The sequence below is a fragment of the Phreatobacter stygius genome, from assembly GCF_005144885.1.
GTDB classification, from domain to species: Bacteria; Pseudomonadota; Alphaproteobacteria; order Rhizobiales; family Phreatobacteraceae; genus Phreatobacter; species Phreatobacter stygius.
This window is the reverse complement of sequence record NZ_CP039690.1, coordinates 7,100,427-7,126,858: the sequence shown is the minus strand read 5'-3', so window position 1 is coordinate 7,126,858 and position 26,432 is coordinate 7,100,427. Positions and strand designations below refer to the sequence as shown.

The window sequence follows — 26,432 nt, the reverse complement described above, 5'->3', positions numbered from 1 at the left end:
TTTCGCCTCACTACGCGGCGGCGCGGTCCTTTTGACCGGCTGGTGCGTCGGCTCACCTCGCAAGCCGAAAGGCTTGCGTCGGCAAGCCTCCTGCCATCCGGCCAAAAATCCTCGCGTCGTGAGCCCCATCCTTATTGAGTCCGGACCCTAGGGTCACGCCCCGGAGGAGCGCCCCATGTCAAAACCAATTCCCGCTTTCGAGACCGGCCGCATGGTGCGTCCCGACGGCGCCGTGATCCATTACGAGGTGGCGGGCGAGGGGCCGGCCATCACCTTTGCCCATGGCCTCGGCGGCAATCACCTGAGCTGGTGGCAGTCGGCGCCGGTGTTTGCCCAGCGCCACCGGGTGGTGACCTTCTCGCATCGCGGCTTTCCGCCGTCGACGGCGCCCGGCGGCCTCGCCGATCCGACGCTTTATGCCGCCGACCTGCTGGCACTTCTCGACCATCTCGGCATCGACCGGACGGTGGTCATCGGCCAGTCGATGGGCGGCTGGACGGCGGTGGAGACCGTGCTTGCCGCACCCTCGCGGGTGGCCGGCATCGTCATGGCCTGCACCTCCGGTTCGTTCGACTACGACCATTTCGACGATGCCGGCGTAAAGGCCTGGCGCGCCGCGGCGCCGCAGGCGATCGCCAGGCTGGTCGAACGCGGCATCCACCGGGCGGCCGGCGCGCGCATGGCCGAGGAGCAGCCCGATATCCATGCGCTCTACCAGGCGATCGACCGGCTGTCCTTCGGCCTGGACAAGAACGAGGTCGGCAACCGCATCCGCAAGATGCGCGTCCGCGGCACCGCCGATGCCGCCAGGATCGCCTGCCCGGCGCTGTTCGTGATCGGCGAGGAGGACCTGCTGATCTGCCCGCGCGGCATCGAGCTGGTCGCCGGCACCTTGCCCAAGGCGCGCACCGTGGTCGTGCCGGTGTCCGGCCATTCCGTCTATTTCGAGCGCCCGACGCTGTTCAACGCCACGGTCCAGGGCTTCCTCGCCGAGATCGGCTGGGAATGAACAACAGGAGCCAAATCGTCTTGCGTTGAAGACGGCAAGTCTTTGTGCAGGACGTTTTAGACGCACCACCCGATCAGTTGCCCAGGATCGCCCGCGGCGCGACCGGCGCTTCCTTCATGATCAGGATCGAGATCCGGCGGTTGGCGGCGAGATAGGGGTCGTCGGGAAACATCGGTTCGGTATCGGCCTTGCCGGTGACGGCGAAGATCCGGTCGCTGGGCAGGCCGTTCTCCTCCAGGATCATGCGCACCGCATTGGCGCGGTCCGAGGTCAGGTCCCAGGGGCCATAGCCGGGCCGGCCGAGCACGCGCAGGCTGGAGGTGTGGCCGGTAATGCTGATGCGGTTGGACAATTGCCGCAGCGCCGGGGTGATCGCGGCGATCAGCCGGCGCGTCCGCTCATAAGGCTCGCGTCCGTCGGGGGGAAACATGGCGCGGCCGTCCTGGTCGACGATCTGCAGGTCGAGGCCGTCGGGCCGTTCTTCCATGATGACGTTCTTGGAGATCTCGGCGATCTCGGGAAAGGCCTGCAGGGCCTGGCGCAGGCTGGCCGCGGCCAGCGCCATCTGGCGGTCGGCCTGCAGGGCGAGCGCGTTCGGCTCGTCGCGATTGGCTTGCGGCCCGGGCCGGTCCGAGGGCGAGTCCGGGGAGGGCGAGACATTCTGCACATAGGGCCGCATCGGCACGCCGTTGAGCTCGATCATGCCGGTCATCAGCGTGTTGTTGGTGGTGCCGAAGGCCTCGCGGAACGAGCCGGTCATCATGTGTTTCTTGCGTTCGTCCTGGTTCGAGGTCGCCACCAGCACGACGAAGAAGGACATCAACAACCCCATCAGGTCGGCGAAGGTGACGAACCAGCCGTGACCGCCTGCGTGACCACCCCCCTTGCGCTTGGCCATGGGATCCTCAGGCTGCTTCGGCGAGTTCGTTGCGGTCGTGCGGCGTCAGGTAGGCGAGCAGCATTTCCTTGACGATCTGCGGGCTCTTCTGGTTGCGGATCTGCACGACGCCATCGATGATGATCGAGCGCGCGATATCCTCCTCGACCATTTTGACATGGCATTTGTCGGCGATCGGCATGCAGACCATGTTGGCGACCACGGCGCCATAAAGCGTCGCGATCAGCGCCATGGCCATGATCGGCCCGAGCTTCGAGGGATCGGTCATGTTGGCGAACATGTTGACCATGCCGAGCAGCGTGCCGATCATGCCGAAGGCCGGCGCGCAGTCGCCGATCGAGCGGTAGATCTTCTGCGCCTCGTCGAGCTGGACGTAGACGTTGTCCTTTTCGGTTTCCATCGTGGTGCGGATGAACTCGGCGTCATAACCGTCGGCGATGTAGCGGACGCCCTGGGCCAAAGTCGGGTCCGAGACCTCGAGCTTTTCGAGGGCGTTCGGTCCCTGCTTGCGCGCGACATCGGCGATCTTGGCGATTTCCTCGACCAGGTCGCGGTGGCTGACCATCGGCATGGCCAGGGCGGCCTTGAAGCCCATGGGGATGCCATGCAGCACCACCGGCAGCGGATAGCGCAGCAAGGTCGCGGCAAAAGAGCCGCCGAAAATGATGATGACGGCGTGTTTGTCGAAATATTGCGCGAAATTGCCGCCGTCGATCATGATCAGCGTCACGATCGTGACCACCGCGCCGGCCAGGCCCAGGATTGTTGCGATATCCATTGATGGTTCCGCGCGGGCCCTTGCATGTGATCGATCTGTCGGAACCCTAGGCGATGGGAATTAAAGGCCCCTTAACGTTACTCGGACCGATAACGATTTGTTTGCAAAGACTTACCGGCAAGGTCCTGCAACCGTTGAGGATTTGGTTTCGGGGCCGGCCGTTGGCGGGCGACCGGCCGCCGCTCGTTTCGGTTTGGCGCGCTTGGTCGATGCCGGGCGCCATCCTCGCCGCGAGCGGCCCCGCGCGCCTTGTTCGCCGCCCCGGGCGGCGATAAGCCCAAGGCCGATGCGGAAGCGGCCCGAACCCGTTCACCTGGAGATTGCGTCGGCGGCGATCCGGCGTGTCGTCGATATCGCCACGGGCGCGGGCAACCGCGTCAAGGCGGTGTCGACCGACTGGGACGTCAAGCAGGTGGTGTTCATGGCCGAGCCGCTGACCAGCGCGGTCCGGGCGGCCATTCTCCGTGAGATCGGCGGGCTGGAGCACTATTCCAACGACCGGACGCCGCATGATCCGGCCGACGAAGGCTTCGTGTCGAAGGCCGACGACGTGATGGTGTCGTTCCCGCAGGCCGGCGAGACATTCCGGTGGTATTGAACTGAATTGCGCCGGCGCCGGCCGCCGCCGACCGGCACTGTCCGGGGGAGCGGCTACGCCTTGCGGAGACGCAGCGGCTTGGTGGTCTCGCGGGCAACAATGCCTTTGGCCTCGAGGTCCAACTGAACGGCCTTCATCCACCAGCCCGCCTTGGCGCCGCCCGGAAACAGATCTTCGGGCAGATGGGCAAGCACGCCGTGCTGCACCTCGGCCACCGTCAGCCCCGGCGAAGCCTTTGGCAATACGTGCAGAATCGCCTGTTTCATGGCCTCGTACATGTGTCTGTCGACCCGCTGGGACTGGCCGGGATGATTGACATTTTCCACCACGATCTTTTCGGTCTTGGTCGTCGCCATCGCGCAATCCTCTTGCCGGCCGTCCGGGCGCACTCCGGGATTGGCCCTTGTTTCCCGAGGACGCGCAAGGCGGAGCCGATCCGACATCCGGCCTGGCCCTTTTTTGAGCGCCGGGGCTTGGCCGGCCGGGCGACGCTCCGGCGGGATGAGGGGCGGGCGTTTTTTTGATTTGCCTTGGCCGACGGCTCGGAGGTAGTTTGCCGCCATCGTCGGGCATGTCATCAGCGCACCGGCGACCGCGAGACGACCCTGCTCGCGCGCTCCACGCTGAGGAGCATTCTCGTGACCCATGCTCGCTACGCATTCGACGGGGGCGGGTTCCCCAGAGAACAGGTGCAGGTGATGCGGGAAGCGTACCGGGACGCCTGCGCCGAACTGGCCATTGCCAAGGGAGCATCCCGGCAGCACCGCATGGTGGCGCTGTGTGTCCGCGAAATGATCGACCTGGGCGAGGTCCGCAAGGACCGGATCGTCAAGGCAGCCGTGGTCCGCTGCCGCAGCTTCGGCAACCTGATCGGCGGCAGAGGCGCCGAAGCCGGGTGAAGCCTTAAGCTTTGTCGGCGGCCTGCCGCAGGGCTGCCGGGACCGTCCATCCGCTGCCGGTCGACGCAATCTCGTGTCGGTCTGGCGCGAAAGGTCGGGCGTGAAGGCGGGCGTCGCGCCTGGACAGGCGGCGCCGGCGCGGATATCCCCTCCGACCAGCGGTTTGACGCTTGGCTTGGGTCGATCCCTCTTCAGTGCCGCGCCCAGGTCTTGCGACAGTCGCTGCCGCCCGGCGTCAGCCGCAACCGATGGTCAAGACGAGGATCAATCCCATGCAGAAGAAGGCCGCGCTGGTTTGCGCCGTCCTTTCACTCATCACCCTTGCCGGCTGCGCCCAGAACCAGGCGGCGCAGCAGCCGGTCGTCGCGGTGACCAATGCCACGCCGCCGCCGCTACCGCCGGACCCGGCCTTGGGCCAGCCGGCCGCGCCCACGACACCGGCGCGCCGCCGACGCTAGGCCCAAGCTTGCCACTTTTTCGACAAGACATGCCGATCAAGTGAAATTGACCGGGATTTCGAGCCGGCGCAGGGACGAGGTGTGGTTTGCCTGACTACCGACTTTATTGTTTCGCCCAGTCGGGCAACTCCTACAAGGTCGCGCTGATGCTTGCGCTGTGCGGCCTCGACTGGGAGCCGGCGACCGTCGACTTCTTTCACGGCGCCACGCGCGACCCGGAGTGGCGTGCCGAGGTCAACGCGATGGGCGAGGCGCCGGTGCTCGACCATGCCGGCAAGCGGCTGGCCCAGTCGGGCGTCATCCTGACCTATCTGTCGCGCCGGACCGGCCAGTTCGGACCGGAAAACGAAGACGAGGAACTGGAAATCCTGCGCTGGTTCCTGTTCGACAACCACAAGTTCACCAGCTATTTCGCCACCCACCGCTTCATGTTCTCGCTGGCCGGCAAGCCGGCCGATCCGGCGGTGCTCGGTTTCCTCAGGTCGCGCATCGACGGCGCGCTGGCGATCGTCGAGAAGCACCTGGCCGACCGGCCGTTCATCGTCGGCGGCCGGCCGACCATCGCCGATTTTTCGCTGGCCGGTTACATGTTCTATCCGATCGCGGAAACCGGCTACGATCTGGCCGCATCCCACCCGAATATCCATGCCTGGCGCGAGCGGATCGCCGCGCTGCCCGGCTGGAAGCCGCCCTACGACCTCATGCCCGCCGCGCCGCCGGCGACCTGATCGGATCTTTCATGCGCCTTTTCCTGGTTCTCGCTTCGGCCGCAGCACTTGCCGCCTGCACCACCGCTTCCGACGGGCCGGTGGCCTCCAGCGCGCCGGCGCGCGTCGAGGCGGCGCCGGTGACCCCGGTCACCGCCAGCGCGCTGCCGCCAGTCGGTGCGACGGCCGCCGCGCCGGTGGCCACGACGTCGATGTCCGGCACGATGGCGATGCGGCGGGCGCCCGGCGCGCGCGAGAGCGCCGGCCTGAGCAATGTCTCGCAGGTGTCGCGCGGTGGCGCGACCAGCGGCACTGCGCTCGGCGGAACCATCGTCAGCGGCCAGACCGCCAGCGCCATTCCCAGCGTCATCGACCGGAACCGCACCTTGCCCGCGCGGCGGAGCGCCACGCCGACCGACCCGCTCGGGCCGGGCACGGCGCCGCCGATCGTCGCGCCGGAGCTGCGCGACACCACCGGCAATACGCTGAGGAACCGGCAGCGGGTCGAGTTCTGACCGGCTGCCGCGCTTGAAACGGCCGAAATAGGACGCCGCGCGCCGCGCCACGCGGCGGCAATGGCGGCGTGCCAAAAGCCCTCCAGACCCTGGAGGCTTCACCATGATCGACTTCAGCCGCACCCGCCGCGTCATCCTGGCCGGCGCCGTTGTCGCCGCGGCGATGTCGGCGGCTCAGACGTCGGCGTCGGCGACCGCCTTCTGCGCGGTCAAGGAAACCTCCGACGGCTTCGTGGCTCTGCGGGTGGCGCCTGACCGCAACGCCGCGACCCTGGCGCGCATGAAGGGCGGCGACGAAGTGATGCTTCGTGCCGGCCGCCGCGGTGTCTGGCAGGAGGTTCTGTATTGGCCCGGCGGCACGCGGACGGCGCAGCCCGCGGCCAGCAACGGCCGGCGCGGCTGGGTCCACGCACAACTCATCGACATCTGCGGCTGACGTGTCGCCCAAACCGCGAGAAGTCCCGCAATGAAACGCCTTGTCCTGGTTCTGCTGACCTCGGCGTGGCTCGGCGGCGGCGCAGCCGCGGAGATTTCGACGCCCGCCTGTTCGACCGATGGGCTCGCCTGGCGCACCGACGCCGTGTTTCAGGCCGCGCTGCACCCGGCGCTCCGGCATCAGCGCATCGACGGGATCCTGTGCCGGACCGTGCAGGTCTTTGCGCTTGGCCATGCCGGCACGCGTTTCACCGTCCTGCGGTCGAAGGTCTACGAGCGCTCGTCGTCGTCTCCAGGCGGCGTCGGCGCGCAGCTGCGCGTCAACCTGATCAGCGTCTTGCGCTGGGACAATGGCGCCGGGACGGTCATCGGCCGCTTCCTGGTGCCCTATGACGTGTCGCGCGATGCGCCGTCCGTCGCGCCTGAAATCGCCGGCGACCCCGCCAACCCCGTGCTGACGCTGGCGCCGGGGCTGGCGGTCGCCTATCGGATCGAGCCGGGCGCGGTGACGCCGTTTCGCGCTGATGCCTGGGTCGGACAGGCCGAACGGCTGGTCAGCCGCGGCGCCGGGATCGGCCAGGTCCTCAAGGTCGATTTCACCAGGCTGGAAGGCCGGCTGGTGTTCTTCCGGGGCGACGCCGACGATCCGGCCAGCCCCGGCAGCGTCTCGGACCGCGGCTCCGTGCTGGTGGTCAGGCTCGCCTGGCATGGCGAAACGCTCGGGCTCGCCCATGACGACGAGGCCCGGTTCGAGAGCCGGGCGGCCCTGACCGAACCGGCCGAAGCCGCGGCCGCGGCGAGCGAGGATGCCGCCCGCGCGCGGTTGCGCGCCGGGCTGCCTGATGGCGCCGAGCCATGCGATCTCGCCGGCTGGTCCAATGACGCCGATCCGCGCGGCATGAATGTCCGCGCCGCGCCATCGGCGCGGGCCCGTGTGCTGGGACAGGTGCCACCGGCCCGGCCGTTGCCGGCGCGCGAGGCTTTCGGCGACCAGCCGGTGAAATCCGAGTTCAGGATCCTCGGCTTTCACGACGGCTGGTTCCTGATCGACAAGATCCAGGCGCCGGGCGTCGCCTATGGCGAACGCTATCCGGTCAGCCTGCCGCGCCCCTTCGCCGGTCGCGGCTGGGTCAGCGCAGGCCTCGTCGGCGCGGCCTATGCCAATGGCGGCCTGCCGACCGGCCGGCTGTACCGCGCGCCGCATGCCGATGCCGCGACCCGCGAGGCGCTGGACGAAGCGGGCCAGCCCCTGAGCCTGGATGGGTCGCCGCGGCACATTCTCGCCTGTTCCGGGGCCTGGGCGCTGGTCGAGACCCGGGCCGGCACGCGCGGCTGGTGGCGCAGCCTGTGCTCGAACCAGGCGACCAATTGCAGCTAGATGGATGTTCGCGCGGACACCGCGCGCCTGCATCACGCCGCTGTCATTGCACCGGCGCGGTGAAGCGGGCTATAGGGCGGGCTCCAGAGGGATCACGGGCGCGACACAGTGGCTGAAACCAGCAAGACCGCCAAAGGCGGAATGGGCGAAACCGTCCGCGTGGTCATCCATGCACTGTTGATCGCCCTGGTGATCCGGACTTTCCTGTTCCAGCCGTTCAACATTCCCTCGGGCTCGATGAAGGATACGCTGCTGGTCGGCGACTACCTGTTCGTGTCCAAATATGCCTATGGCTATTCGAAATATTCACTGCCGTTCTCACCCGCCCTGTTCGACGGGCGGATCTGGGGTTCGGAGCCCAAGCGCGGCGATGTCGTGGTGTTCCGCCTGCCGCGCGAGCCCGACGTCGACTACATCAAGCGGGTGATCGGCCTGCCGGGCGACCGCATCCAGGTGCTGGGCGGCGTCGTGCATATCAACGGCGTGGCGGTGAAGCGCGAGAAGATCGACGATTTCGTCGAGATCGAGGACGGGCGCGAGACGCGCACCCGCCGCTACCGCGAAACCCTGCCGAACGGGGTGAGCTATTCGACGCTCGACCTCTATGAGAACGGTTTCTACGACAATACGCCGGTCTATGAGGTGCCGCAGGGGCACCTGTTCATGATGGGCGACAACCGCGACAATTCCACCGACAGCCGGGTGATCAGCCAGGTCGGGCCGATCCCGATGGAAAACCTGGTCGGTCGGGCCGAGCTGCTGTTCTTCTCGATCGAAGAGGGCGAGCGCGCCTGGGCGTTCTGGCGCTGGCCGTGGTCGATCCGCTGGTCCCGGCTCGCCAATATCGTGAGGTGAGAAGGTCTTGGCTCCCGGTCGCAAAGCAAAGCCGATCCGCCCGAGCCTCGATGAGCTCGAGGCCCGGGTTGGCCATGTCTTTGCCGACAAGGACCTGCTGGTCCGCGCCCTGACCCATCCGAGCGCCGTCACCGGCGCCGACAAGCGCGACAAATCTTATCAGCGGCTGGAATTCCTCGGCGACCGCGTGCTGGGCCTGGCGGTCGCGGACATGTTGTTCCAGATGCTGCCCTCGGATGACGAGGGCACGCTGTCGCGCCGGCTGTCGGACCTGGTTCGCGCCGAAACCTGCGCCGATGTCGCGGCCGAGCTCGATCTCGGCGCCGGCGTGCGGGTCGGCCCGACCGAAAGCGCCCTGCAGGTCGGCCGGCGCGCCAGCGTGCTCGCCGATCTCGCCGAAGCGGTGATCGGCGCGGTTTATCTCGACGGTGGCTGGACGGCGGCCGAGGCCCTGGTGGCGCGGCACTGGCGCGCGCGCGTCGCGGCCGGCCCGGTGCACAACCGCGATGCCAAGAGCGAATTGCAGGAATGGGCGCAGGGGCGGGGCCTGCCGACCCCGACCTATCTGGTGATCGATCGCACCGGCCCGGACCATGCCCCGGTGTTCACCATGGCGGTGGTCATTCCGGGCATCGAGGACGGCCGCGGCCAAGGGCCAGCCAAACGTCCGGCCGAGATCGCCGCCGCCACCGCCGTGCTGGTACGCGAAGGTGTCTGGACCGCAGCTTCGGATCGGAGCACAACCAAACCTGCGGAACCGAAGCGGCAGGCCGAACGCGCCGCCGGACCGGCCGATCCGCCACCCTGGGATTGAGCCATGACTGACATTCCGACACGTTGCGGCTTCGTCGCCATCATTGGCGCTCCGAATGCCGGCAAATCGACATTGGTCAATGCGCTGGTCGGCGCCAAGGTGACGATCGTCTCGCACAAGGTGCAGACGACGCGCGCGCTGGTGCGCGGCATCGTCATGGAAGGCACGTCGCAGATCGTGCTGGTCGACACGCCCGGCCTGTTCGCGCCGAAGCGCCGGCTCGACCGGGCGATGGTTTCGGCGGCCTGGGGCGGGGCTGCCGATGCCGACCGGGTGCTGGTGCTGATCGACGTGCGCCGGGGCCTCGACGAGACCGTCGAGGCGATCCTGGACAAGCTCCGGGATGTTCGCCAGCCGGTCGACCTCGTGCTCAACAAGGTCGACCTGGTCGAACCGCGCAAGCTGCTCGATCTCGCCGCCGAATTCGCCGCGCGCGCCAAGTTCGACAAGACCTTCATGGTCTCGGCGCTGAGCGGGTCGGGCGTGAAGGACCTGCGCCGGCACCTCGCCGAAGTCGTACCGGCCGGGCCGTGGCATTATCCGGAAGACGAGGTGTCCGACCTGCCGGCGCGCATGCTCGCCTCCGAGATCACCCGCGAGAAGCTCTACAAGCGGCTGAACGACGAACTGCCTTATGATTCGACCGTCGAGACCGAATCCTACGAGGAGCGGAAGGACGGTTCGATCCGGATCGAGCAGACCATCTACGTGGTGCGCGAGGGCCAGCGGAAGATCATGCTGGGCAAGGGCGGCGAGACGATCAAGGCGATCTCCAAATCGGCCCGCGAGGAACTGTCAAAGCTTTTTGAAGTGCCGGTGCACTTGTTCTTGTTCATCAAGGTGCGCGAGGATTGGGGCAACGAGCCCGAGCGCTACGAGCGCATGGGGCTGGAATTTCCGAAAGGCCGATGACCGCCATGCTGACCGCCATCAGTTCGAAGAAGACCACCACGCTCTACCGCTATCTGACCGGGCCTGACGATGCGACGTTCTGCCATCGGGTCAGCGAGGCGATCAACAAGGGCTGGCAGCTCTACGGCCATCCGACGCTGACCTTCGATGCCTTGAAAGGCCGTGTCGTCTGCGGCCAGGCGATCGTCCGCGAGGTCGAGGATATCGCCTATTCGCCGGATCTGAAGCTGTCGGACTACTGAGGCTGGCAGGCCGGGCGCGACCCGCTGCCAGGAGCGGATCGCGGCCTGGACCGGGCGCCTACCAGCTGACGCTGGCGCCGGCGCGCAGGGCGTGGCTGGTCTCGCGCTGGCCAAGCGTGCCGTCATAACGCACGAACAGCCGGGTGCCGGCATTGGGGCTGTAGCCGAGGCCGGCGCCGACCAGCAGCAGGTCCCGTCCGCCGGCAACACCAAGCGTGGTGAAGCCACTGGCCGGATCGCCGGTGAACGAAGCGCTCACCGCCGGAATGGTCGACAGCAGCTCGCGGGCATAACGCAGCCGGAGATCGACGCTGGCGATGCCGGTGCCGACCGGGGCGGAGGCGACGAAGCGGGCGCCCGCCGTTGCCCGCAGGCTGTCGAAGCCCGAGCCGCGAACCATCAGGCCACCGGTCGTAGCGCCGGTCTCGATGACATCGTTGACGAAGGCCCCGGCGTAATCGAGGCCGATGGCCGGTTCGATCGACCAGCCGGTGCCGGCGAAACGATAACCCGCCAGCGCCGAGACGCCGCCGACATAACCGCCGAGCGAGCCGGTGGCGATGCCGGTGCCGGGAACGGCGCGCAGGTCGCGCGCGGTCGTGCCGGTCAGCCAGCCGACGGTCGCCGAACCATCGGCGAACCAGGGGCCGGCGCGATGGCTGGCATAAAGCGTCGCGGTCGATGTCTCGACCCGGCCGTTCTGGGCGATCGCGCGGAGCGACAGCGAGGACGACGCCCAGCCGAGTGCGACGCCGATGACGGTGTCCGGGCTGGCATGGCGCGTGAAGCCGGCGGTGAAGCCGAAAGCCGAGGCTGACGAACGCGCGGCATTGCCGTCGCTGGAGCGGTTGCCGATCTGACCGGTTGCGGTGCCCCACAGCGTCCAGCCGGAGGCCGGCGCCGGCCGGCTGTCCGCGCGCAGGCCGGCCACATGATCGCCGATCGCCGACTGGACGTCCGAGACGTTGCGGGCGGCGGCCCGTCGGGCTTCGGCATGAACCTGGGCCGAGAGCGTGTCGAGCAGGCCGGCGACCGCCGCCGGCGCGGCGGTAGCGAGCGTGCCGACCAGGGCGCCGTTCGGTCCGGTGCCGCTGACGCCGTCGAGCGCCGCGCCGAGGGCCGCCCGGTTGGCGGTGGTGCCAAGTGCCGCGGCAAAACGCGTGGCGATCTGCAGGTCGACAAAGGTCGCGCCATAGAGGGTGGTGACCGTGAACAGCGGCGATGTCGAGGAGATGCTGGCGAACTGGCCGGTCACCGCGGCCGCGGTCAGGATGCGCTGGGTGCCGTTGACCACGGCCGGACCGGCCGCGACGATCTGCAGCGTGCCGTCGAGCGCTGCCGTGCCTGATAGGGCCAGCCGGCTGGCGGTGGCGGCGCCCAGCTGGATCTGCAGCGTACCCGCGGCGGTCTGAACGTAATTGCCGTTGAGGTTCAGCGTGCCGGGGCTCATCCCCGGCGCGATCACGCCGGAATTGGTCAGGACCGCAGTGGTCAGCGTGCCGATGCCGGCAAGCGTCGCGCCGGCCAGAACCTCGATCGAGCTTGCGCTCTCGATCGTGCCTGTCAGCACCGACCGGCCGCTGACGAAACGTGTCGTTTCGAATTGCGAGAAGTTGCTGTCGATGGTCTGGGTGGCGCCGGCGCCGGGGTCGAAGACCAGCGTATCGGTGCCCGCGCCGCCGCGCACCGCGCCAATGAAGGCGCCGCCGCGCACCGTCAGGCTGTCATTGCCGCCGCCGAGATCGAGCGCGACGCCCGATGCGCTGGCCGCCGCGATCAGGCCGGAATTGGTCACGGTGTCGGCGCCGTCGCCCATCCAGACCGCCGCTTCGCTGCCCTTGCCGGTGATCGTGCCGGAGTTCTCCAGCACATTGGCGAAGGTTCCGACGATGCCGATGGCCGAACTGGCGACGCCTTCGATGGTGCCGGCATTGCGGATGGTGATGGCGCCATAGGCGGTTCCGCCGCTGCCATTGTCGACCAGGATGCCGCGCGTGGCGCCGGAAATCAGCGCGCCCGCGGCGTTCTCAACGAGGCCGCCGCCGATCGCAATGCCTTCCGAGCCATTGGGCAAGCCGCCGGAATCGACCCCGCCTGCGCCCGTGCCGCGGATGATGCCGAAATTGCGCACCGTGCCGATCAGGTCGATGTCGACGCCGTCGCCATCGCCATTGAGCGAAGCGGTGTTGGTATTGGTGAAGATATTGCCGGGCCCGGCATAGGCGCCAATGATGGTGCCGTAATTGGTCACCGTGGCGGTGCCGTCGGACCCGACACCCGAGCCGTTGCGGCCGGTGATGGTTGCGCCGGCGGCGTTGATGACGGTGATGTCGGTGTCGGCGGTGATGCCGTGACGCGCGCCGCTGATCTCGCCGCCGGCCCGGTTGTCGATGACCACGCCGGTGCGGCCGCCGGCGTCGATGCCGTCGGAACTGCCCGAGGAGGTGTTGGTGCCGGAGGAGTAGATCCTGCCGTAATTCTCGACCTGGGTGTTCTGGCCGACACGCAGCGCGTCATCCGACTTGGCCTCGATCAGGCCGGTTGCCCGGTTGATGACGGTGACGCTGGCCGTGCCGGCGGCGATGCCGCGCAGATCGACCGCCTGGCCGCCGTCGGCGATGACGCTGGTATTGTTGGCGATGATCCGGCCGGCATTGTCGAGGATGAAGGTGCCGCCGGAGAGGTTGGTATTGACGCGCAGCGCATCGGTCGTGCTGGCCTGGATCAGGGCGCCGGCATTGTTGGTAATGGTGATCGTGCGCGGTGCCGTGGCGGCGCTGCTCGAATCGAAGGCCCGACCGCCGGTCGATTCGATGATGCCGCTATTGGTGATGGTCGCGGCCGTCGAGGCACCGTTCCAGTTGATGCCGATGCCCGATGTCCTGAGCGTGCCGCCGCTATCGACGGTGAGGGTCTGGGTGCCCGAGATCGTCTGGGTGGTGGTGACCGTCTGGCCGTTGGTGATGACGGTCTGAGCGCCGGCGGGAAGGCTGTGGCTGCCGGCGGCAACCACCAGCGCGCGCAGGCACACGCCACGCAGGAATGTCGATGTCATTGTTCAGCCCCATGCTTGCCGAGGCTTGATAGGGGGGCCGCATGACGCTTTGTTGAAACATTCATGACACTGCAATCGATTGGCATTTGGGCATCGCCGGAGCGGTCGGACCACTGCGGAAAGGCCGGCCGGGCCTTCCCTCCGGCGGGCGAACCGGTCATGGTCGTGCTCATGCAATGGATCGATGACGGCATCGTGCTTGGCACCCGCATGCACGGGGAAGCCAGCGTGATCCTGGAGCTCTATACCCGCGACCATGGCCGCCATCTCGGGCTGGTGCGCGGCGGCCGGTCGCGGCGCAACCAGCCGGTGCTGCAGCCGGGCAATACCGTGCATGCCAGCTGGCACGCCCGGCTCGACGAGCATCTCGGCAATTTCACCATCGAACCGGTGCTGTCGCGGGCCGCCCGGCTGATGGAGGGCAGGGTGGGGGTTGCCGGCATCACCCATCTGGCGGCCCTGGCTCGCCTGATGCCGGAGCGCGATCCGCATCCAGGGTTGTTCGAAGGGCTGACCATGATTGCCGACGCCTTGCCGGACCGCGAGATCGCCGCGCCGCTGGTGGTGCGTTTCGAGCTGGAAATCCTGCAGGAGCTCGGCTTCGGGCTCGACCTGACGGAATGCGCGGCCACCGGGGCGACCGCCGATCTCATCTATGTCTCGCCGAAATCGGCGCGGGCGGTGTCGGCGAGCGCGGGCGAACCCTGGAAGGACAAGCTGCTGGCGCTGCCGGCCTTCCTGGCCGGACCCGGGCCGGTGGTGCTCGAAGATGTGCTCGCCGGGTTCCGGCTGACCGGCTATTTCCTGTCCCGCCACGTTTTCGAGCCGCGCGGGCTGACCATGCCCGACGCGCGCGAGGCTTTCATCCGTTCGTTGGGTTGAGCGATTATGCTTTGCTTGCCATCGCCGATGCGCTCGCTTAATCCCGCAACCTGATGGCAGCAGGACATTTCCTGCCTGAGCCGGGCGATGAGAAGTCCCATGCACGATATCCGCTGGATCCGCGACAATCCGCAAGCCTTCGACGACGGGCTCGCCACCCGTGGCCGCTCGCCCTTGTCCGCGGAGCTGATCGCGCTGGATGACGCCCGCAAGAGCGCGATCGCCACGCTGCAGGCGGCCCAGGAACGGCGCAACGCCGCCTCCAAGGAAATCGGCCAGGCCATGGCCGCCAAGGACATGGCACGCGCCGACGCGCTGAAGGCCGAAGTCACCGGCCTGAAGGACACGATGGCGGTTGCCGAGGTGGCCGACAGGAAGGCGCAGGCCGACCTGATCGCGGCGCTGGAGGTCCTGCCGAACCTGCCCCTGGCCGACGTGCCGGTGGGGCCGGACGAGAGCGCCAATGTCGAGCACCACCGCTTCGGCGCGGCGCCCGCCGTCAACCTTGCCAAGGAGCATTTCGAGCTCGGCGAAGCGCTCGGGCAGATGGATTTCGAGGCGGCCGCCAAGCTGTCGGGTTCGCGTTTCGTCGTGCTGAAGCGCGGCCTTGCGCGCATGGAGCGGGCGCTCGCCCAGTTCATGCTCGACCTGCACACGACCGAGCACGGTTATGACGAGATCGCCCCGCCGGTGCTGGTGAAGGACAATATCCCCTATGGCACGGCGCAATTGCCGAAGGCCGCCGAGGACATGTTCGTCACCCGCGAGGGCTTCTGGCTGACGCCGACCGCCGAGGTCACGCTGACCAATCTGGTGCGCGACGAGATCGTCGCCGAGGACGTGCTGCCGCTCAGGTTGGCGGCGGCCACCCAATGCTTCCGCTCGGAAGCAGGGGCTGCCGGGCGCGATACGCGCGGCATGCTGCGCCAGCACCAGTTCCTCAAGGTCGAGCTGGTGTCGATCACCGCGCCGGAGCAGAGCCTGACCGAGCACGAGCGCATGCTCGCCTGCGCCGAGGAGGTGCTGAAACGGCTCGACCTGCATTACCGGGTGGTGACGCTGTGCACCGGCGACATGGGCTTTTCGGCGCGCAAGACTTATGACATCGAGGTCTGGCTGCCCGGCCAGAAGGCGTTCCGCGAGATCTCGTCCTGTTCGGTCTGCGGCGATTTCCAGGCGCGGCGGATGAATGCCCGCTATCGTCCGAAGACCGGCGGACCGCAATTCGTCCATACGCTCAACGGCTCGGGCGTCGCCGTCGGCCGTGCGCTGATCGCGGTCATGGAAAATTATCAGCAGGAGGGCGGTGCCATTGCGGTGCCCGCCGTGCTTCAGCCCTATATGGGCGGGCTCAAAACGGTCGAGAAAGCCTGATGCGCATCCTGGTCACCAATGACGACGGCATTCACGCCCCCGGCCTGCAGAGCGCCGAACGGATCGCCAGATCCCTGTCCGACGACGTCTGGGTCGTGGCGCCCGAGAGCGATCAGTCCGGCGTGTCGCATTCGCTGTCGCTGAACGATCCGTTGCGGCTGCGCGAGATTTCCGAAAAGACCTTCGCGGTGAAGGGCACGCCGACCGACTGCGTGATCATGGCGGTGAAGCACCTGATGGCCGGCGATCCGCCCGACCTGGTGCTGTCGGGCGTCAACCGCGGCCAGAACGTCGCCGAGGACGTCACCTATTCCGGCACGATCGCCGGCGCCATCGAGGGCACGATCCTGGGCGTCCGGTCGATCGCGCTGTCGCAGGCCTATGGTCCGGAGACCCGGAAATCCGTGCCGTTCGAGACGGCGGAGGCCCATGCCCCCGGGGTGATCAAGACCATCCTGGAAGAAGGCATGCCCAAGGGCACGCTGATCAACATCAATTTCCCGAACCGCAAGCCCGGCGACGTCAAGGGCGTCAAGGTGACCGTGCAGGGGCGGCGCGACCAGGAGATCCTGACCATCGACCCGCGCCACGACGGCCGCGGCAATCCTTATTACTGGATCGCCTTCGTCCGGCGGCCGCAGCGGCTGGAATATGGCGCCGACATCTGGGCGCTGTCCGAGGGCCATATCTCGGTGACGCCCTTGAGGATCGATCTGACGGACGAGCCGACCATGACGCGTTACGCCGCGGTGTTCGCCGGCGACCGCGCTCCCGGCTCCTGAACCAGGACGCTCAGATGAACGAAACGCCGGGCCCGAACCATTATCTGGCGGCGGCGGAATTCGTTCTGATGCTGCGCCAGACCGGCCTTTATGGCACCCGCGTGCTGCGCGCCATGGAACAGGTGCCGCGGGTGCCGTTCCTCGACCAGCGCTGGTTCGCGCTGGCCGACGAAGACATTGCGCTGCCGATCGCCTGCGGCCAGTCGATCCTGCCCCCCTCGCTGACGGCCTTGATGATCGACGCGCTCGGCGTCGAGCCGGCCCATCGCGTCCTGCAGGTCGGCACCGGCTCGGGTTATTCCGCGGCGATCCTCGGGCGGCTGGCGGCCAGCGTCATCACCGTCGAGCGCTGGCGCACGCTCGCCGACCAGGCCCATGCCCGGCTGCGCGGGCTCGGCTACGACATGATCGAAACCGTTTTCGGCGACGGCCTCGATGGCCATCCGCCGCGCGCGCCCTATGACCGGATCCTGGTGACCTGCGCCATGACGGCGATCCCGGCGGGCCTGTCGGGTCAGCTGGCGCCGGGGGGCGTGCTGGTCGCGCCGCTCGGCGACGGGGCAGGGGCCCAGGACATCGTGCGCGTGGTGCGCGGCCCGGAAGGCCTGGTTTCGACGGCTTTCAGCCGGGCGCGGGTGGAGCCGGCGGTATCAGGGGTTGCCCGAAGGCTGTAACGTCGGCGCAATATTTGAGGTTAAAAGAAACCGAACCTTAACCTGAACAGGTCTTAATCACGGCGTGTCAAGTTGCGTACCGCGTGAGAGTGACAATGCGTGCCAGCGCGTTTTCCGGGCTATCCAAGATTGCCCTCGTCGTCGCCGTTTCGGGCTTGGGTGCTGCTTGCAGCTCCGACATCGCGCGCTTTGACGAAAACCCCTTCCGATCGCAGCAGGTCGCCAGCGCGCCGCAGCGCCACGAGACCGTTGCCTCCGTGCCGACCACGCGGGTCGACCGCGCGCCGCTGACGCCAGCCAATGATTTCGTGGTGGCGCAGCCGCCGGCCCGTCAGGATTCGGTTGAAAGATCGCCGGTCGAAAGCTCGCCGTTCGGCGCCAATTCGGATCCGGGCCTGACCACCGGTTCGGTGGCGCAGCGCCCGGGCTTCGGTTCGTCCAATCCGCCGACGCCCGCCGTGCGCCAGATGGCCATGTCGCGGACCGGCGAGCCGCCGGCCAATTCCGGCCGCGGCGGCTGGTCGGCCGCCGGCGGCACCAGCATCCGCGCCAATTCCGGCGATACGGTCGAGACGTTGTCGCGCCGCTACGGCGTACCCGGCTCGGCGATCGCGCAGGCCAACAATCTCAGCCCAGGCCAGTCGCTCAGTGCCGGCCAGGCCGTGGTCATTCCGACCTATTCCATGGGGCTCAACGCCCAGACCGCCGGTACCGCGCCGGCCCGTCCGGCCGAGCCGATGCGGACCCAGGTCGAAGCGCCGCGGCAGGCCACGGCTCCGCGTCCGGCACCGCGCCAGATCGCCACGGTTCAGCCGACCCGCACCGATGCGGCGACCGCACCGGTGCCGCCGGCCCGGATGAACTGGCAGGCCGGCGCGCAGGCCAATAACCGTCCGGCCGCGGCGCCGGCCCCGGCCCGGCCGCAGGCCGCCCGTCCGGCGTCGCATACCGTGGTCATGGGCGAGAGCCTGACCTCGATCGCCACGAAATACGGCGTGACGCGCCAGCAGCTCGCCAGCGCCAACAGCGTGCCGCTCGATCGCCCGGTCCGGATCGGCCAGACGCTCCGGCTGCCGGGCGCGCCGGCCGCCACCGCCCAGCGCGACCATGCGCAACGGGCGGTTGCCCAGGCGCGCAATACGCCGGCCGGCCAGCGTGCCGACCAGCAATTCACCGGCTCGATCGCACCGACCGCGCCAACCGCCCGCCAGGCTCCGGCCGAACGGCCGACGGCGCCGGTTCAAGCTCAGGCACCGGCTCCCGCCGCGCCTGCGCCGGCTCCGGCCGCCGAGGCTCCCGCCACGCCGCCGGCGCGGACCGAACAGGCCGCGGCGCCGGCGGCATCGGCCGATCCGCAATTCCGCTGGCCGGTGCGCGGCCGGGTGATCTCGAACTTCCGGCCCGGCTCCTCTGACGGCATCAAGCTGTCGGTGCCGGAGGGAACGCCGATCAAGGCCGCGGAAGACGGTGTGGTGGCTTATGCCGGCAGCGAATTGCGCGGTTACGGCAATCTGGTGCTGGTGCGTCACTCGAACGGTTTCGTCACGGCCTATGCGCATAACAGCGACATCAAGGTGCGCCGCGGCGAACAGGTGCGCAGGGGGCAGACCATCGCCTCGGCGGGCCAGACCGGCAATGTCAACTCGCCGCAACTCCACTTCGAGATCCGCCGCGGGGCGACCCCGGTCGATCCGATGACCTTCCTCGGCGCGAACTAAGCTCTTCAACCTTTCCGACGCGTCCGGTTGCAAGCGGGCAGGGTATCCCTCGCTTGCCGGCCGGCGCGCCGACACGGGTAGTCGATCAGCCCTTCTCCTGCGACCTCCAAAGGGGGCTGGTCATTTTCGGGGCGGCACGGCAGTGCCGCCCCACTTTCTTTCAATGCTGAGGGTTCTCAGCTCTCCAGCCGCACTTCGAGCCGGCCGGCGAGGTCCTGGATATATTGCCAGGCGACTCGGCCGGAGCGCGAGCCGCGGGTGGTCGACCATTCCAGCGCCTCGGCGCGGGTGAGGTTCTCGTCCTGGCTCAGGCCGAAATGGGCGGCGTAACCGAACACCATGGCCAGATATTCGTCCTGGCTGCATTTGTGGAAGCCGAGCCACAGGCCGAAGCGGTCCGACAGCGACACCTTTTCCTCGACCGCCTCGCTCGGATTGATCGCGGTCGAGCGCTCGTTCTCCATCATGTCGCGCGGCAGGAGGTGGCGCCGGTTCGAGGTGGCGTAGAAGATGACATTGTCGGGCCGGCCTTCGATGCCACCCTCGAGCACCGCCTTCAGCGACTTGTAGGAGGTGTCGTTGTTGTCGAAGGACAGATCGTCGCAGAAGACGATGAAACGATAGGGCGAAGCGCGCACCAGGGTCATCAGGCCGGGCAGCGTCTCGATGTCCTCGCGGTGGATCTCGACGAGCTTCAGGATCGCCTCGCCGCCGGATTGGACCAGGCCGCCATTGACGGTCGCATGCGCCGCCTTGACCAACGACGACTTGCCCATGCCGCGCGCGCCCCAGAGCAGGGCATTGTTGGCGGGCAGGCCGGCGGCGAAGCGGCGGGTGTTCTCGATCAGGGTGTCGCGCGACCGGTCGATGCCCTGCAGCAGCACCATTTCGACCCGGTTGACGCGCTGGACCGGCTCGAGCCGCGGCCCGACCGGGTTCCAGACGAAAGCCTGGGCCGCGGCGAGGTCCGGTACCACCGGCACCGGCGGAGCGAGGCGCTCGAGCGCGGCGGCGATGCGCGCCAGCGTGTCGGTTGCGAGTTGGGTGGCGCGGGCGAGGTCGTCGGACACGGGAAAACTCCAGGATCAGTCGCCTGTCACTTGCACCAGCTAAGGCCTTCGATCAATTGCGGGACTGGAAAGATCGCCCCGCGCGACCCACATGGCTCGATGAGGCGCCCGCTGCCGTTGCAATCGACAGTTTGGTGGCTATAGTCCGCGCGAATTTCCATCCCTGTTGCGATGATGCGGCGGGATCTCCACAAAGGACCGTCCATGTTCATCACCCCGGCCTTCGCCCAGACCGGATCGGGTTCCATCAGCGAAATCCTCCCGTCGCTGCTGCCCTTCGTCTTGATCTTCGTCATCATGTATTTCCTGATCCTGCGGCCGCAGCAGAAGCGGGTAAAGGCCCAGCAGGAAATGCTCGGCAACCTGCGCCGCGGCGACCAGGTGACGCTTTCGGGCGGCGTGATCGGACGGATCACCAAGGTGGTCGACGACGCCACCCTGGAGATCGAAATCGCCGACAACGTGCGGATCCGCGCGGCGAGGCAATTCGTCGCGGAGGTGCGCTCCAAGGGCGAACCGGCGGAAGAGAAATAAGATTGCCTCCGGCGCGCCGCCCAGGCACGCCCGTTTTCGCCTAGGAACGACCTCCGATGCTCAACATCGTGCGCTGGAAAGCCACCCTCATCCTGGTGACGGCCTTCGTCACCATGCTGCTGGCTGCGCCCAATATCATGCCGCAGTCATGGGTCGACCGGCTGCCCAGCGCGTTGCGCACGCATATGACGCTGGGCCTCGACCTGCAGGGCGGCGTGCATCTGATGGTGCAGGTCGATGCCGACGCGGTGCGCCGCGAGCGACTGGAGAGCCTGCGCGAGGACATTCGCCGGATCCTGCGCGACGCGCGTGTGCAGATCCTGAGCGCGACGTTCCAGGGCAACAGCGTGGTGGTGCGGCTGCGCGAAGGCCAGAACGCCGAGCTGGCCAATACCGAGTTGCGCAAGATCCCGCAGCCGCTGGGCGGGGTGTTCTCGACCTCCGGCCAGTTTGATTTCGAGGTCACCCGCCAGGGCGACATCTTCACCGTGACGGCAACCGATCCCGGCCTGCGCGAGCGCATTTCGCGGGCGGTGACCCAGTCGATCGAGGTGATCCGGCGACGGATCGATCAGCTCGGCACGACCGAACCGGTGATCCAGCGCCAGGGCATCGACCGCATCCTGGTGCAGGTGCCGGGCGAAAAGGATCCGGAGCGGGTCAAGGGCATCATCGGCACCACCGCCAAGCTCGAATTCCGCCTGGTCGACCAGTCGATGCGGGTCGAGGAGGCGCTTGCCGGCCGGGCGCCAGCCGATTCCGTCGTCATGTATGAAGAGGTCAAGGAAGGCGGCCGGGTCGTCCAGCAGATCCCCTATCTGGTGCAGCGGCGGGTGATCGTCTCCGGCGACGAACTGGTCGACGCCCAGGCGGCGTTCAGCGCCCAGTCGGCCGAGTGGATCGTCAATTTCCGCTTCAATTCCAGCGGCGGCCGCAAATTCGCGCAGGTCACCCAGGAGAACGTCAACCGGCCTTTCGCCATCATCCTCGACGGCAAGGTGGTCTCGGCGCCGGTCATCCGCGAGCCGATCCTTGGCGGTTCCGGCCAGATTTCCGGCCGGTTCACCGCCGAGAGCTCGGCCAATCTGGCGCTGCTCCTGCGCGCCGGCGCCCTGCCGGCACCGCTGACGGTGGTCGAGGAGCGCACCGTCGGCGCCTCGCTCGGCGCCGATTCGGTCGCGGCGGGCACGCGGGCGGCCATTATCGGCTCGATCTTCGTGATCATCTTCATGTTCGCGACCTATGGCCTGTTCGGCCTGTTCGCCAATATCGCCGTGATGGTCAACGTCACCATGATGTTCGGCCTGTTGAGCCTGGTCGGGGCGACCCTGACCTTGCCCGGCATTGCCGGCGTCGTGCTCACCGTCGGCATGGCGGTCGACAGCAACGTGCTGATCTTCGAGCGCATCCGTGAAGAGGCGCGCATGGGCCGCTCGGTGATCGCCGCCATCGATACCGGCTTCACCAAGGCCATGGGCACCATCATGGACGCCAACGTCACCCAGTTCCTGGCGGCGGCCATCCTGTTCTATCTCGGCACCGGTCCGGTGAAGGGCTTTGCCCTGACGCTGGGCCTGGGCATCATCACCACCATGTTCACCGCCATCACCTTCACGCGGTTCATCGTCGTCCTCTGGCTGCGCTGGTTCAAACCCGCGCGCATCCCGATGTGATCGCGCGAAAGGGAGATCTTTACCGTGCGCCTGCTGCGACTTGTTCCGGACGACACCAAATTCGGCTTCCTGCGAATCCGGCCGATCGCCTTCGCCATCTCGATGGTCGTGACGCTGGCGACCATTGCCGGCTTCCTGCTGCTCGGCCTGCATGTCGGCATCGACTTCAAGGGCGGCACGCTGGTCGAACTGCAGGCGAAGCAAGGTGCGGCCAATATGCAGCAGCTGCGCGCCCGGCTCGGCACGGTCAATGTCGGCGAGGTCCAGCTGCAGGAATTCGGCGGTCCGTCGCTGGTTCTGGTGCGTTATGGCGAGCAGCCCGGCGGTGACCCCGGCCAGCAGGCGGCACTCAAGCGCGTCCGCGAAGTGGTCGATGCCGATTACGAGGTCCGCCGCACCGAGGTGGTCGGGCCCACCGTCTCGTCCGAACTGGTGCAGATGTCGGTGGTCGGCCTGATCCTGTCGATCCTGGCGGTGCTGATCTATCTGTGGTTCCGCTTCGAGTGGCAGTTCGCGCTCGGCGCCATGGTCGCCACCATTCACGACATCACCGTCATCGTCTTTTTCTACGTGGTCACCCAGTCGGATTTCGACATCACGTCGATCGCGTCGCTTCTGACCATTGTCGGCTATTCGCTGAACAACACCGTGGTGATCTACGACCGCATCCGGGAAATGCTGCGCAAGCACAAGAAGATGCCGATCGACGAATTGCTCGACGAGGCGATCAACTCGACGCTGGCGCGCACCACGATCACCCATATGACGACGTTCCTGGCGCTGCTCGGCCTGTTCTTCTTCGGCGGCGAAGTGATCCGCGGCTTCACCGCGTCCATGCTGGTCGGCGTGCTGATCTGCACCTATTCGTCGCTGCTGATCGCGCCGTCGATCCTGATCTATTTCGGCCTGAAGACCGGCGGTTTCGGCGCGGCCGCGCCGGCCCCCGCCGCGGCATCGACAAAGGTCAAAGCCTGACGTGCCGCGCGGCGAACCGCTCCGCCAGCTGCATGACGGGTTCGTGCCGGGCCGGTTCGTCATCGACGCCTATGGCCGCGGGGGCTTTCGCTTCGCCGAGATGAGCCATCGCGGCTCGATCCTGGCGCTGCCCTCGGGCATTCACGCCTGGGCGGTGAAGAGCCACCTCGATTTCACCGCCGAGGCCTTCGCCAAGGTGGTCGCCGAGCGCCAGGCGATCGACGTGCTGCTGATCGGGGCAGGCGACGCGCCTTATCCGCCCGCCGACGAAATCCGCTGGACCTTGCGCGACGCCGGCATCGGCCTCGACGTAATGACCACCGGGGCCGCGGCGCGAACCTACAACATCATGCTCGCCGAGGGCCGGCGCGTCGCGGCAGCCCTCGTCGCGGTGGACTGACAGCGGCCGATCCGGGGCGTCGATCCTTGCCAATGCGATTCGGGAAAAGCCGCTATCCTGTTGTTGTGCCGCGTGTTCGTCTCGGGCAGGCGATGTCGCGGCAGCTGACCATGCTCTCTTAAGCGAAGGCCATCATGGCTGCGGACGGGGCGGCGAACGCCTTTCAGGCTTGCGAAGATCTGGTGCGGACGGCGGACAAGGACCGCTGGCTGGCGAGCCTGTTCGTGCCGGCGCCGCTGCGCGCCGACCTGATGGCGCTCTATGCCTTCAACATCGAGGTCGCCGGGGTGCGCGAGCGGGTGTCCGCGCCCTTGCCGGGCGAGGTCCGGCTGCAATGGTGGCGCGACGTGTTTGATGGCGAGGCGAGGGGTGATGTCTCGGGCCATCCGGTGGCCGCGGCGCTCGCGCAGGTGATCGCCCGCCGGCATCTGCCGGCAAAGCCGCTGATCGACCTGATCGATGCGCGGGTGTTCGATCTCTATGACGATGCCATGCCGTCGGTGGCTGATCTCGAAGGCTATTGCGGCGAGACCTCGTCGGCCTTGATGCAGCTTGCGGCGCTGGTCCTGGCCGACGGCCGCGACCCCGGAACCGCCGACATTGCAGGCCATGCCGGTGTCGCCTATGCGCTGACCGGACTGATCAGGGCCTTTCCGCTGCACGCGGCACGCGGCCAGATCTTCGTGCCGGCCGACATCCTCGCGCGCAACGGGGCGCAACGCGACGACATTCTGAGCGGCAGAAGTTCGGACGGGATCAGCCGGGCGCTGGAAGACCTGCGCGAACTCGCGCGGCGCCATGTGGCGGCGGCCGAAGCTTTGCAGGGCCAGGTCGCGGTCGAGGTGGCCGCGGCGTTCCTGCCGATGGCGCTCTGCCGCCTCTACCTCGATCGGATGGATCAGTTCATCAAGGCGCCGTTCGCCAATCAGGTCGAAGCGCCGCAATGGCGCCGCCAGTGGCTGCTGTGGCGTGCTGCCCGGCGAGCCCGGTTTGGTCCGAGGCTCGCCGATCTCTAGGGTCCGGCCTCAATAGGGCCGGGGCTCACGGCGAGGCCAAAATGGACGGGGGATGTCGACCCAGCCCTATTGAGTCCGGACCCCTGGGGCAAAAACCGCCTGAGCGGTCTGACAGCTCTGGTTAGTGCGACCGGGACGCCTTGCGGGCGAGGAATTCGATCTCGCCGCGCTGGAAGCCCATGTCGGCCAGCGAGCGGTCGTCGAGCTGGGTCAGCTCGGCCTTGGTGCGCTGGTAAGTCAGCCAGGCCTTGAAACGGGTCACGAGAGCGTTGAACAGGTAAAGCATCGGGATATCTCCAAGCGGATCACTCGAACGCCCCTCCCATGACGTTCGCTGCACCAGAGATAGTTGCGATTTCGCAGTTGCGAAGAGAAAATGTTGCACCGCAGCTATGCGCGAATGCAGGCGCCTGGGCTCAGGTGAGCGCGGACCCGGCAATGAGGCCTAGAAAGCCGGCAAACAGGGCCGCCGCCGATGCGGCAGCGAAACGCCAGCCGAAGCCCCAGGTGCCGAGTGCCAGGCCATAACCGGCCTTGGCGACCGTGTTGGACAGGACGGCGGCGAGAATCGCCTGCGCCGCGGTATCGGCCGGCAGGCCTGCCGTCGCCATGCCGGCGACGGTGAGGGTGGCGGCGTCGACATCGGCGAAACCGGCGAGCGCCGAGACGACGATGGTGCCGGTGCTGCCGAACCAGGTGGCGGCGGCGCGCGCCAGAAAGCCGATGGCGGCGAGCAGCAGCGCCATCTGCAGCACCGACCAGAGCTCGAACGGATTGCGGGTTTCCTGCCGGCCCTCGAGCGCACCGCCGCGGCGCGCCAGCAGCAGGGCCAGGGCGATCATGACCAGGGTGCCGGCGGCGAGCGCCGGCACGACATGGCCGGTCAGGGCCGGGGCGAGCAGCACGATCAGCACGCCGGTGCGGGCATAAGACACAGCTCCTGCGGTGAGCACGCCGGCGGCCAGCAGGTCGGGCGCGTCCTGTTCGGTCGAGCGGCGGGCATTGGCGAGGCTCACCGCGGTCGACGACAAAAGCCCGCCGGCGGCGCCCGCGACCAGTTCGCCGGAACTGCCGCCGAGCACGCGCACCGCGACATAACCGGCAAAGGAGACGCCGGCCAGAAGGATGGCAAGCGTCCAGATCCGGGCCGGCGAAATGCCGCCGAACGGGCCGATCGGATCGGTTGGAACCAGCGGCAGGATGACCAGGGTCATGGCCAGGAGGACGATGGCCGAGCGCAGTTCCGGCCAGGTCAGCGTGCGCATGAAGCCGTGCAAGGCCTCGCGGCTGGCGAGGATCGTGGCGAGCACCACGCCGCCGGCGGCGGCCACCCGCATGTCGCCGAGCACGGCGACGGCGCCGAGCACATAGGTCAGCATGGCGGCGATGGCTGTGGTCGCGCTGAAGTCGTTTTCGGCCGCCGCCTCGCGCAGCTTGAAGCGGGTGAAGGTCGCGGCGAAACCGAGGAACAGGCCAACCAGCACGATACCGGAGAACTGGCCGGCAATTTGGCCGGCGACCTGGCCGGCGGACTTCAGCGCCAGCTCGAGCAGGCCGGCGCCGCCGCCGAGCATGCCGATCAGCGCGAAGGTCCTGACGCCGGCGGTGCGCTGGCCCTGCGGCTCGTCGCGCTCGCGCCAGTGCCGTTCGACACCGACCAGCGCGCCGATCGCAATCGCCAGCCCGAAGCGCTGAAACAGCTCGATGTCATTCATGGCAGGCCCGCACCGCAACCGACCCGCCAGATATGCCCGGTGCGGCGCGCTCTGCCAATGGCGGCC

At 67.8% G+C, this 26,432-nt stretch carries 29 protein-coding genes; 22 read left to right on the top strand and 7 right to left on the bottom strand.

Translation table 11 applies throughout. The features are described 5' to 3' along the window. The first annotated feature begins 175 nt into the window (after positions 1–175). A complete protein-coding gene (locus E8M01_RS33725) occupies positions 176–1,009 on the top strand; it encodes an alpha/beta fold hydrolase (RefSeq protein WP_136964174.1) in 834 nt (277 codons plus the stop codon). Positions 1,010–1,082: 73 nt separating this feature from the next. Here E8M01_RS33725 and E8M01_RS33720 read toward each other — a convergent pair whose 3' ends face one another. Both E8M01_RS33720 and E8M01_RS33715 read right to left on the bottom strand, forming a co-directional pair. Beyond that, a complete protein-coding gene (locus E8M01_RS33720) occupies positions 1,083–1,907 on the bottom strand; it encodes an OmpA/MotB family protein (protein ID WP_136964173.1) in 825 nt (274 codons plus the stop codon). A gap of 7 nt (positions 1,908–1,914) precedes the next feature. Next, complete coding sequence (locus E8M01_RS33715) at positions 1,915–2,685, bottom strand: motility protein A (RefSeq protein ID WP_136964172.1); 771 nt, start codon at positions 2,683–2,685, stop codon at positions 1,915–1,917. 286 nt (positions 2,686–2,971) lie between these two features. Between E8M01_RS33715 and E8M01_RS33710 the strand changes: the two genes are divergently transcribed. Next, complete coding sequence (locus E8M01_RS33710) at positions 2,972–3,283, top strand: hypothetical protein (protein WP_136964171.1); 312 nt, start codon at positions 2,972–2,974, stop codon at positions 3,281–3,283. Between the two features lie 53 nt (positions 3,284–3,336). Here E8M01_RS33710 and E8M01_RS33705 read toward each other — a convergent pair whose 3' ends face one another. Continuing rightward, complete coding sequence (locus E8M01_RS33705; protein WP_136964170.1) at positions 3,337–3,639, bottom strand: DUF6958 family protein; 303 nt, start codon at positions 3,637–3,639, stop codon at positions 3,337–3,339. 282 nt (positions 3,640–3,921) lie between these two features. Between E8M01_RS33705 and E8M01_RS33700 the strand changes: the two genes are divergently transcribed. The 10 genes from E8M01_RS33700 to E8M01_RS33655 all read left to right on the top strand — a co-directional run bounded on the left by E8M01_RS33700 (position 3,922) and on the right by E8M01_RS33655 (position 10,498). After that, a complete protein-coding gene (locus E8M01_RS33700; RefSeq protein ID WP_136964169.1) occupies positions 3,922–4,182 on the top strand; it encodes a hypothetical protein in 261 nt (86 codons plus the stop codon). A 272-nt stretch (positions 4,183–4,454) separates the two neighbouring features. Beyond that, positions 4,455–4,640 carry a hypothetical protein gene (locus tag E8M01_RS35215; RefSeq protein WP_170181693.1) on the top strand — a complete coding sequence of 62 codons (186 nt, stop codon included), beginning with the start codon at positions 4,455–4,457 and terminating at the stop codon, positions 4,638–4,640. An 86-nt stretch (positions 4,641–4,726) separates the two neighbouring features. Next, positions 4,727–5,368 carry a glutathione S-transferase family protein gene (locus tag E8M01_RS33690; RefSeq protein WP_136964167.1) on the top strand — a complete coding sequence of 214 codons (642 nt, stop codon included), beginning with the start codon at positions 4,727–4,729 and terminating at the stop codon, positions 5,366–5,368. A gap of 11 nt (positions 5,369–5,379) precedes the next feature. Then, positions 5,380–5,862, top strand: a complete 483-nt coding sequence (locus tag E8M01_RS33685) for a hypothetical protein (protein WP_136964166.1) — start codon at positions 5,380–5,382, stop codon at positions 5,860–5,862. A gap of 103 nt (positions 5,863–5,965) precedes the next feature. Beyond that, positions 5,966–6,298, top strand: a complete 333-nt coding sequence (locus E8M01_RS33680; protein WP_136964165.1) for an SH3 domain-containing protein — start codon at positions 5,966–5,968, stop codon at positions 6,296–6,298. Positions 6,299–6,328: 30 nt separating this feature from the next. Beyond that, a complete protein-coding gene (locus E8M01_RS33675) occupies positions 6,329–7,675 on the top strand; it encodes a hypothetical protein (protein ID WP_136964164.1) in 1,347 nt (448 codons plus the stop codon). A 108-nt stretch (positions 7,676–7,783) separates the two neighbouring features. Next, positions 7,784–8,530, top strand: a complete 747-nt coding sequence (gene lepB, locus E8M01_RS33670; RefSeq protein ID WP_170182185.1) for a signal peptidase I — start codon at positions 7,784–7,786, stop codon at positions 8,528–8,530. 7 nt (positions 8,531–8,537) lie between these two features. Continuing rightward, positions 8,538–9,344 (top strand): ribonuclease III, encoded by an 807-nt coding sequence (rnc, locus tag E8M01_RS33665; protein ID WP_136964163.1) that lies wholly within the window; start codon positions 8,538–8,540, stop codon positions 9,342–9,344. 3 nt (positions 9,345–9,347) lie between these two features. After that, positions 9,348–10,256, top strand: a complete 909-nt coding sequence (era, locus tag E8M01_RS33660) for a GTPase Era (RefSeq protein WP_136964162.1) — start codon at positions 9,348–9,350, stop codon at positions 10,254–10,256. After that, positions 10,253–10,498 carry a DUF1737 domain-containing protein gene (locus tag E8M01_RS33655; protein ID WP_246088525.1) on the top strand — a complete coding sequence of 82 codons (246 nt, stop codon included), beginning with the start codon at positions 10,253–10,255 and terminating at the stop codon, positions 10,496–10,498. Before era ends, E8M01_RS33655 begins: the two co-directional genes overlap by 4 nt. 58 nt (positions 10,499–10,556) lie before the next feature. Here the strand turns inward: E8M01_RS33655 and E8M01_RS33650 are convergent, their stop codons facing one another. After that, positions 10,557–13,553: an autotransporter outer membrane beta-barrel domain-containing protein gene (locus E8M01_RS33650; protein WP_136964161.1), complete on the bottom strand. Its 2,997-nt coding sequence runs from the start codon at positions 13,551–13,553 to the stop codon at positions 10,557–10,559. Between the two features lie 171 nt (positions 13,554–13,724). Between E8M01_RS33650 and recO the strand changes: the two genes are divergently transcribed. The 5 genes from recO to E8M01_RS33625 all read left to right on the top strand — a co-directional run bounded on the left by recO (position 13,725) and on the right by E8M01_RS33625 (position 18,983). Next, on the top strand, positions 13,725–14,435 hold the full coding sequence (gene recO / locus E8M01_RS33645) for a DNA repair protein RecO (protein ID WP_136964960.1): 711 nt from the start codon (positions 13,725–13,727) through the stop codon (positions 14,433–14,435). Positions 14,436–14,534: 99 nt separating this feature from the next. Then, positions 14,535–15,809 carry a serine--tRNA ligase gene (gene serS, locus E8M01_RS33640; RefSeq protein ID WP_136964160.1) on the top strand — a complete coding sequence of 425 codons (1,275 nt, stop codon included), beginning with the start codon at positions 14,535–14,537 and terminating at the stop codon, positions 15,807–15,809. Next, positions 15,809–16,591: a 5'/3'-nucleotidase SurE gene (gene surE / locus E8M01_RS33635; protein ID WP_136964159.1), complete on the top strand. Its 783-nt coding sequence runs from the start codon at positions 15,809–15,811 to the stop codon at positions 16,589–16,591. The genes serS and surE overlap by 1 nt, the downstream gene beginning before the upstream one ends. A 14-nt stretch (positions 16,592–16,605) precedes the next feature. Beyond that, entirely contained in the window at positions 16,606–17,265 is a 660-nt protein-coding gene (locus E8M01_RS33630; RefSeq protein ID WP_136964158.1) for a protein-L-isoaspartate O-methyltransferase family protein, read from the top strand. Positions 17,266–17,360: 95 nt separating this feature from the next. After that, the gene (locus E8M01_RS33625) at positions 17,361–18,983 is read left to right on the top strand and encodes a peptidoglycan DD-metalloendopeptidase family protein (protein ID WP_136964157.1); all 1,623 of its coding nucleotides are present in this window, start codon (positions 17,361–17,363) and stop codon (positions 18,981–18,983) included. Between the two features lie 176 nt (positions 18,984–19,159). On the opposite strand, the gene E8M01_RS33620 is transcribed toward E8M01_RS33625, so the two are convergent. Next, positions 19,160–20,053, bottom strand: coding sequence for an ATP-binding protein (locus tag E8M01_RS33620; RefSeq protein WP_136964156.1), 894 nt, complete (start codon positions 20,051–20,053; stop codon positions 19,160–19,162). 204 nt (positions 20,054–20,257) lie between these two features. On the opposite strand from E8M01_RS33620, the gene yajC reads away from it, so the two are divergent. From yajC to E8M01_RS33595, 5 genes are all read left to right on the top strand, one after another. Further along, positions 20,258–20,587: a preprotein translocase subunit YajC gene (gene yajC, locus E8M01_RS33615; RefSeq protein WP_136964155.1), complete on the top strand. Its 330-nt coding sequence runs from the start codon at positions 20,258–20,260 to the stop codon at positions 20,585–20,587. Positions 20,588–20,643: 56 nt separating this feature from the next. Beyond that, on the top strand, positions 20,644–22,260 hold the full coding sequence (gene secD, locus E8M01_RS33610; RefSeq protein WP_136964154.1) for a protein translocase subunit SecD: 1,617 nt from the start codon (positions 20,644–20,646) through the stop codon (positions 22,258–22,260). 24 nt (positions 22,261–22,284) lie between these two features. Beyond that, positions 22,285–23,235: a protein translocase subunit SecF gene (gene secF, locus E8M01_RS33605; protein WP_136964153.1), complete on the top strand. Its 951-nt coding sequence runs from the start codon at positions 22,285–22,287 to the stop codon at positions 23,233–23,235. 1 nt (position 23,236) lies between these two features. Continuing rightward, on the top strand, positions 23,237–23,635 hold the full coding sequence (locus E8M01_RS33600; RefSeq protein WP_136964152.1) for an Mth938-like domain-containing protein: 399 nt from the start codon (positions 23,237–23,239) through the stop codon (positions 23,633–23,635). A gap of 134 nt (positions 23,636–23,769) precedes the next feature. Then, positions 23,770–24,651 carry a phytoene/squalene synthase family protein gene (locus E8M01_RS33595; RefSeq protein WP_136964151.1) on the top strand — a complete coding sequence of 294 codons (882 nt, stop codon included), beginning with the start codon at positions 23,770–23,772 and terminating at the stop codon, positions 24,649–24,651. Positions 24,652–24,772: 121 nt separating this feature from the next. Here E8M01_RS33595 and E8M01_RS33590 read toward each other — a convergent pair whose 3' ends face one another. Together E8M01_RS33590 and E8M01_RS33585 are read right to left on the bottom strand one after the other, a co-directional pair. Further along, a complete protein-coding gene (locus E8M01_RS33590) occupies positions 24,773–24,937 on the bottom strand; it encodes a DUF1127 domain-containing protein (protein WP_136964150.1) in 165 nt (54 codons plus the stop codon). A 130-nt stretch (positions 24,938–25,067) separates the two neighbouring features. Continuing rightward, positions 25,068–26,366, bottom strand: coding sequence for an MgtC/SapB family protein (locus tag E8M01_RS33585; protein ID WP_136964149.1), 1,299 nt, complete (start codon positions 26,364–26,366; stop codon positions 25,068–25,070). Between the last annotated feature and the right edge of the window lie 66 nt (positions 26,367–26,432).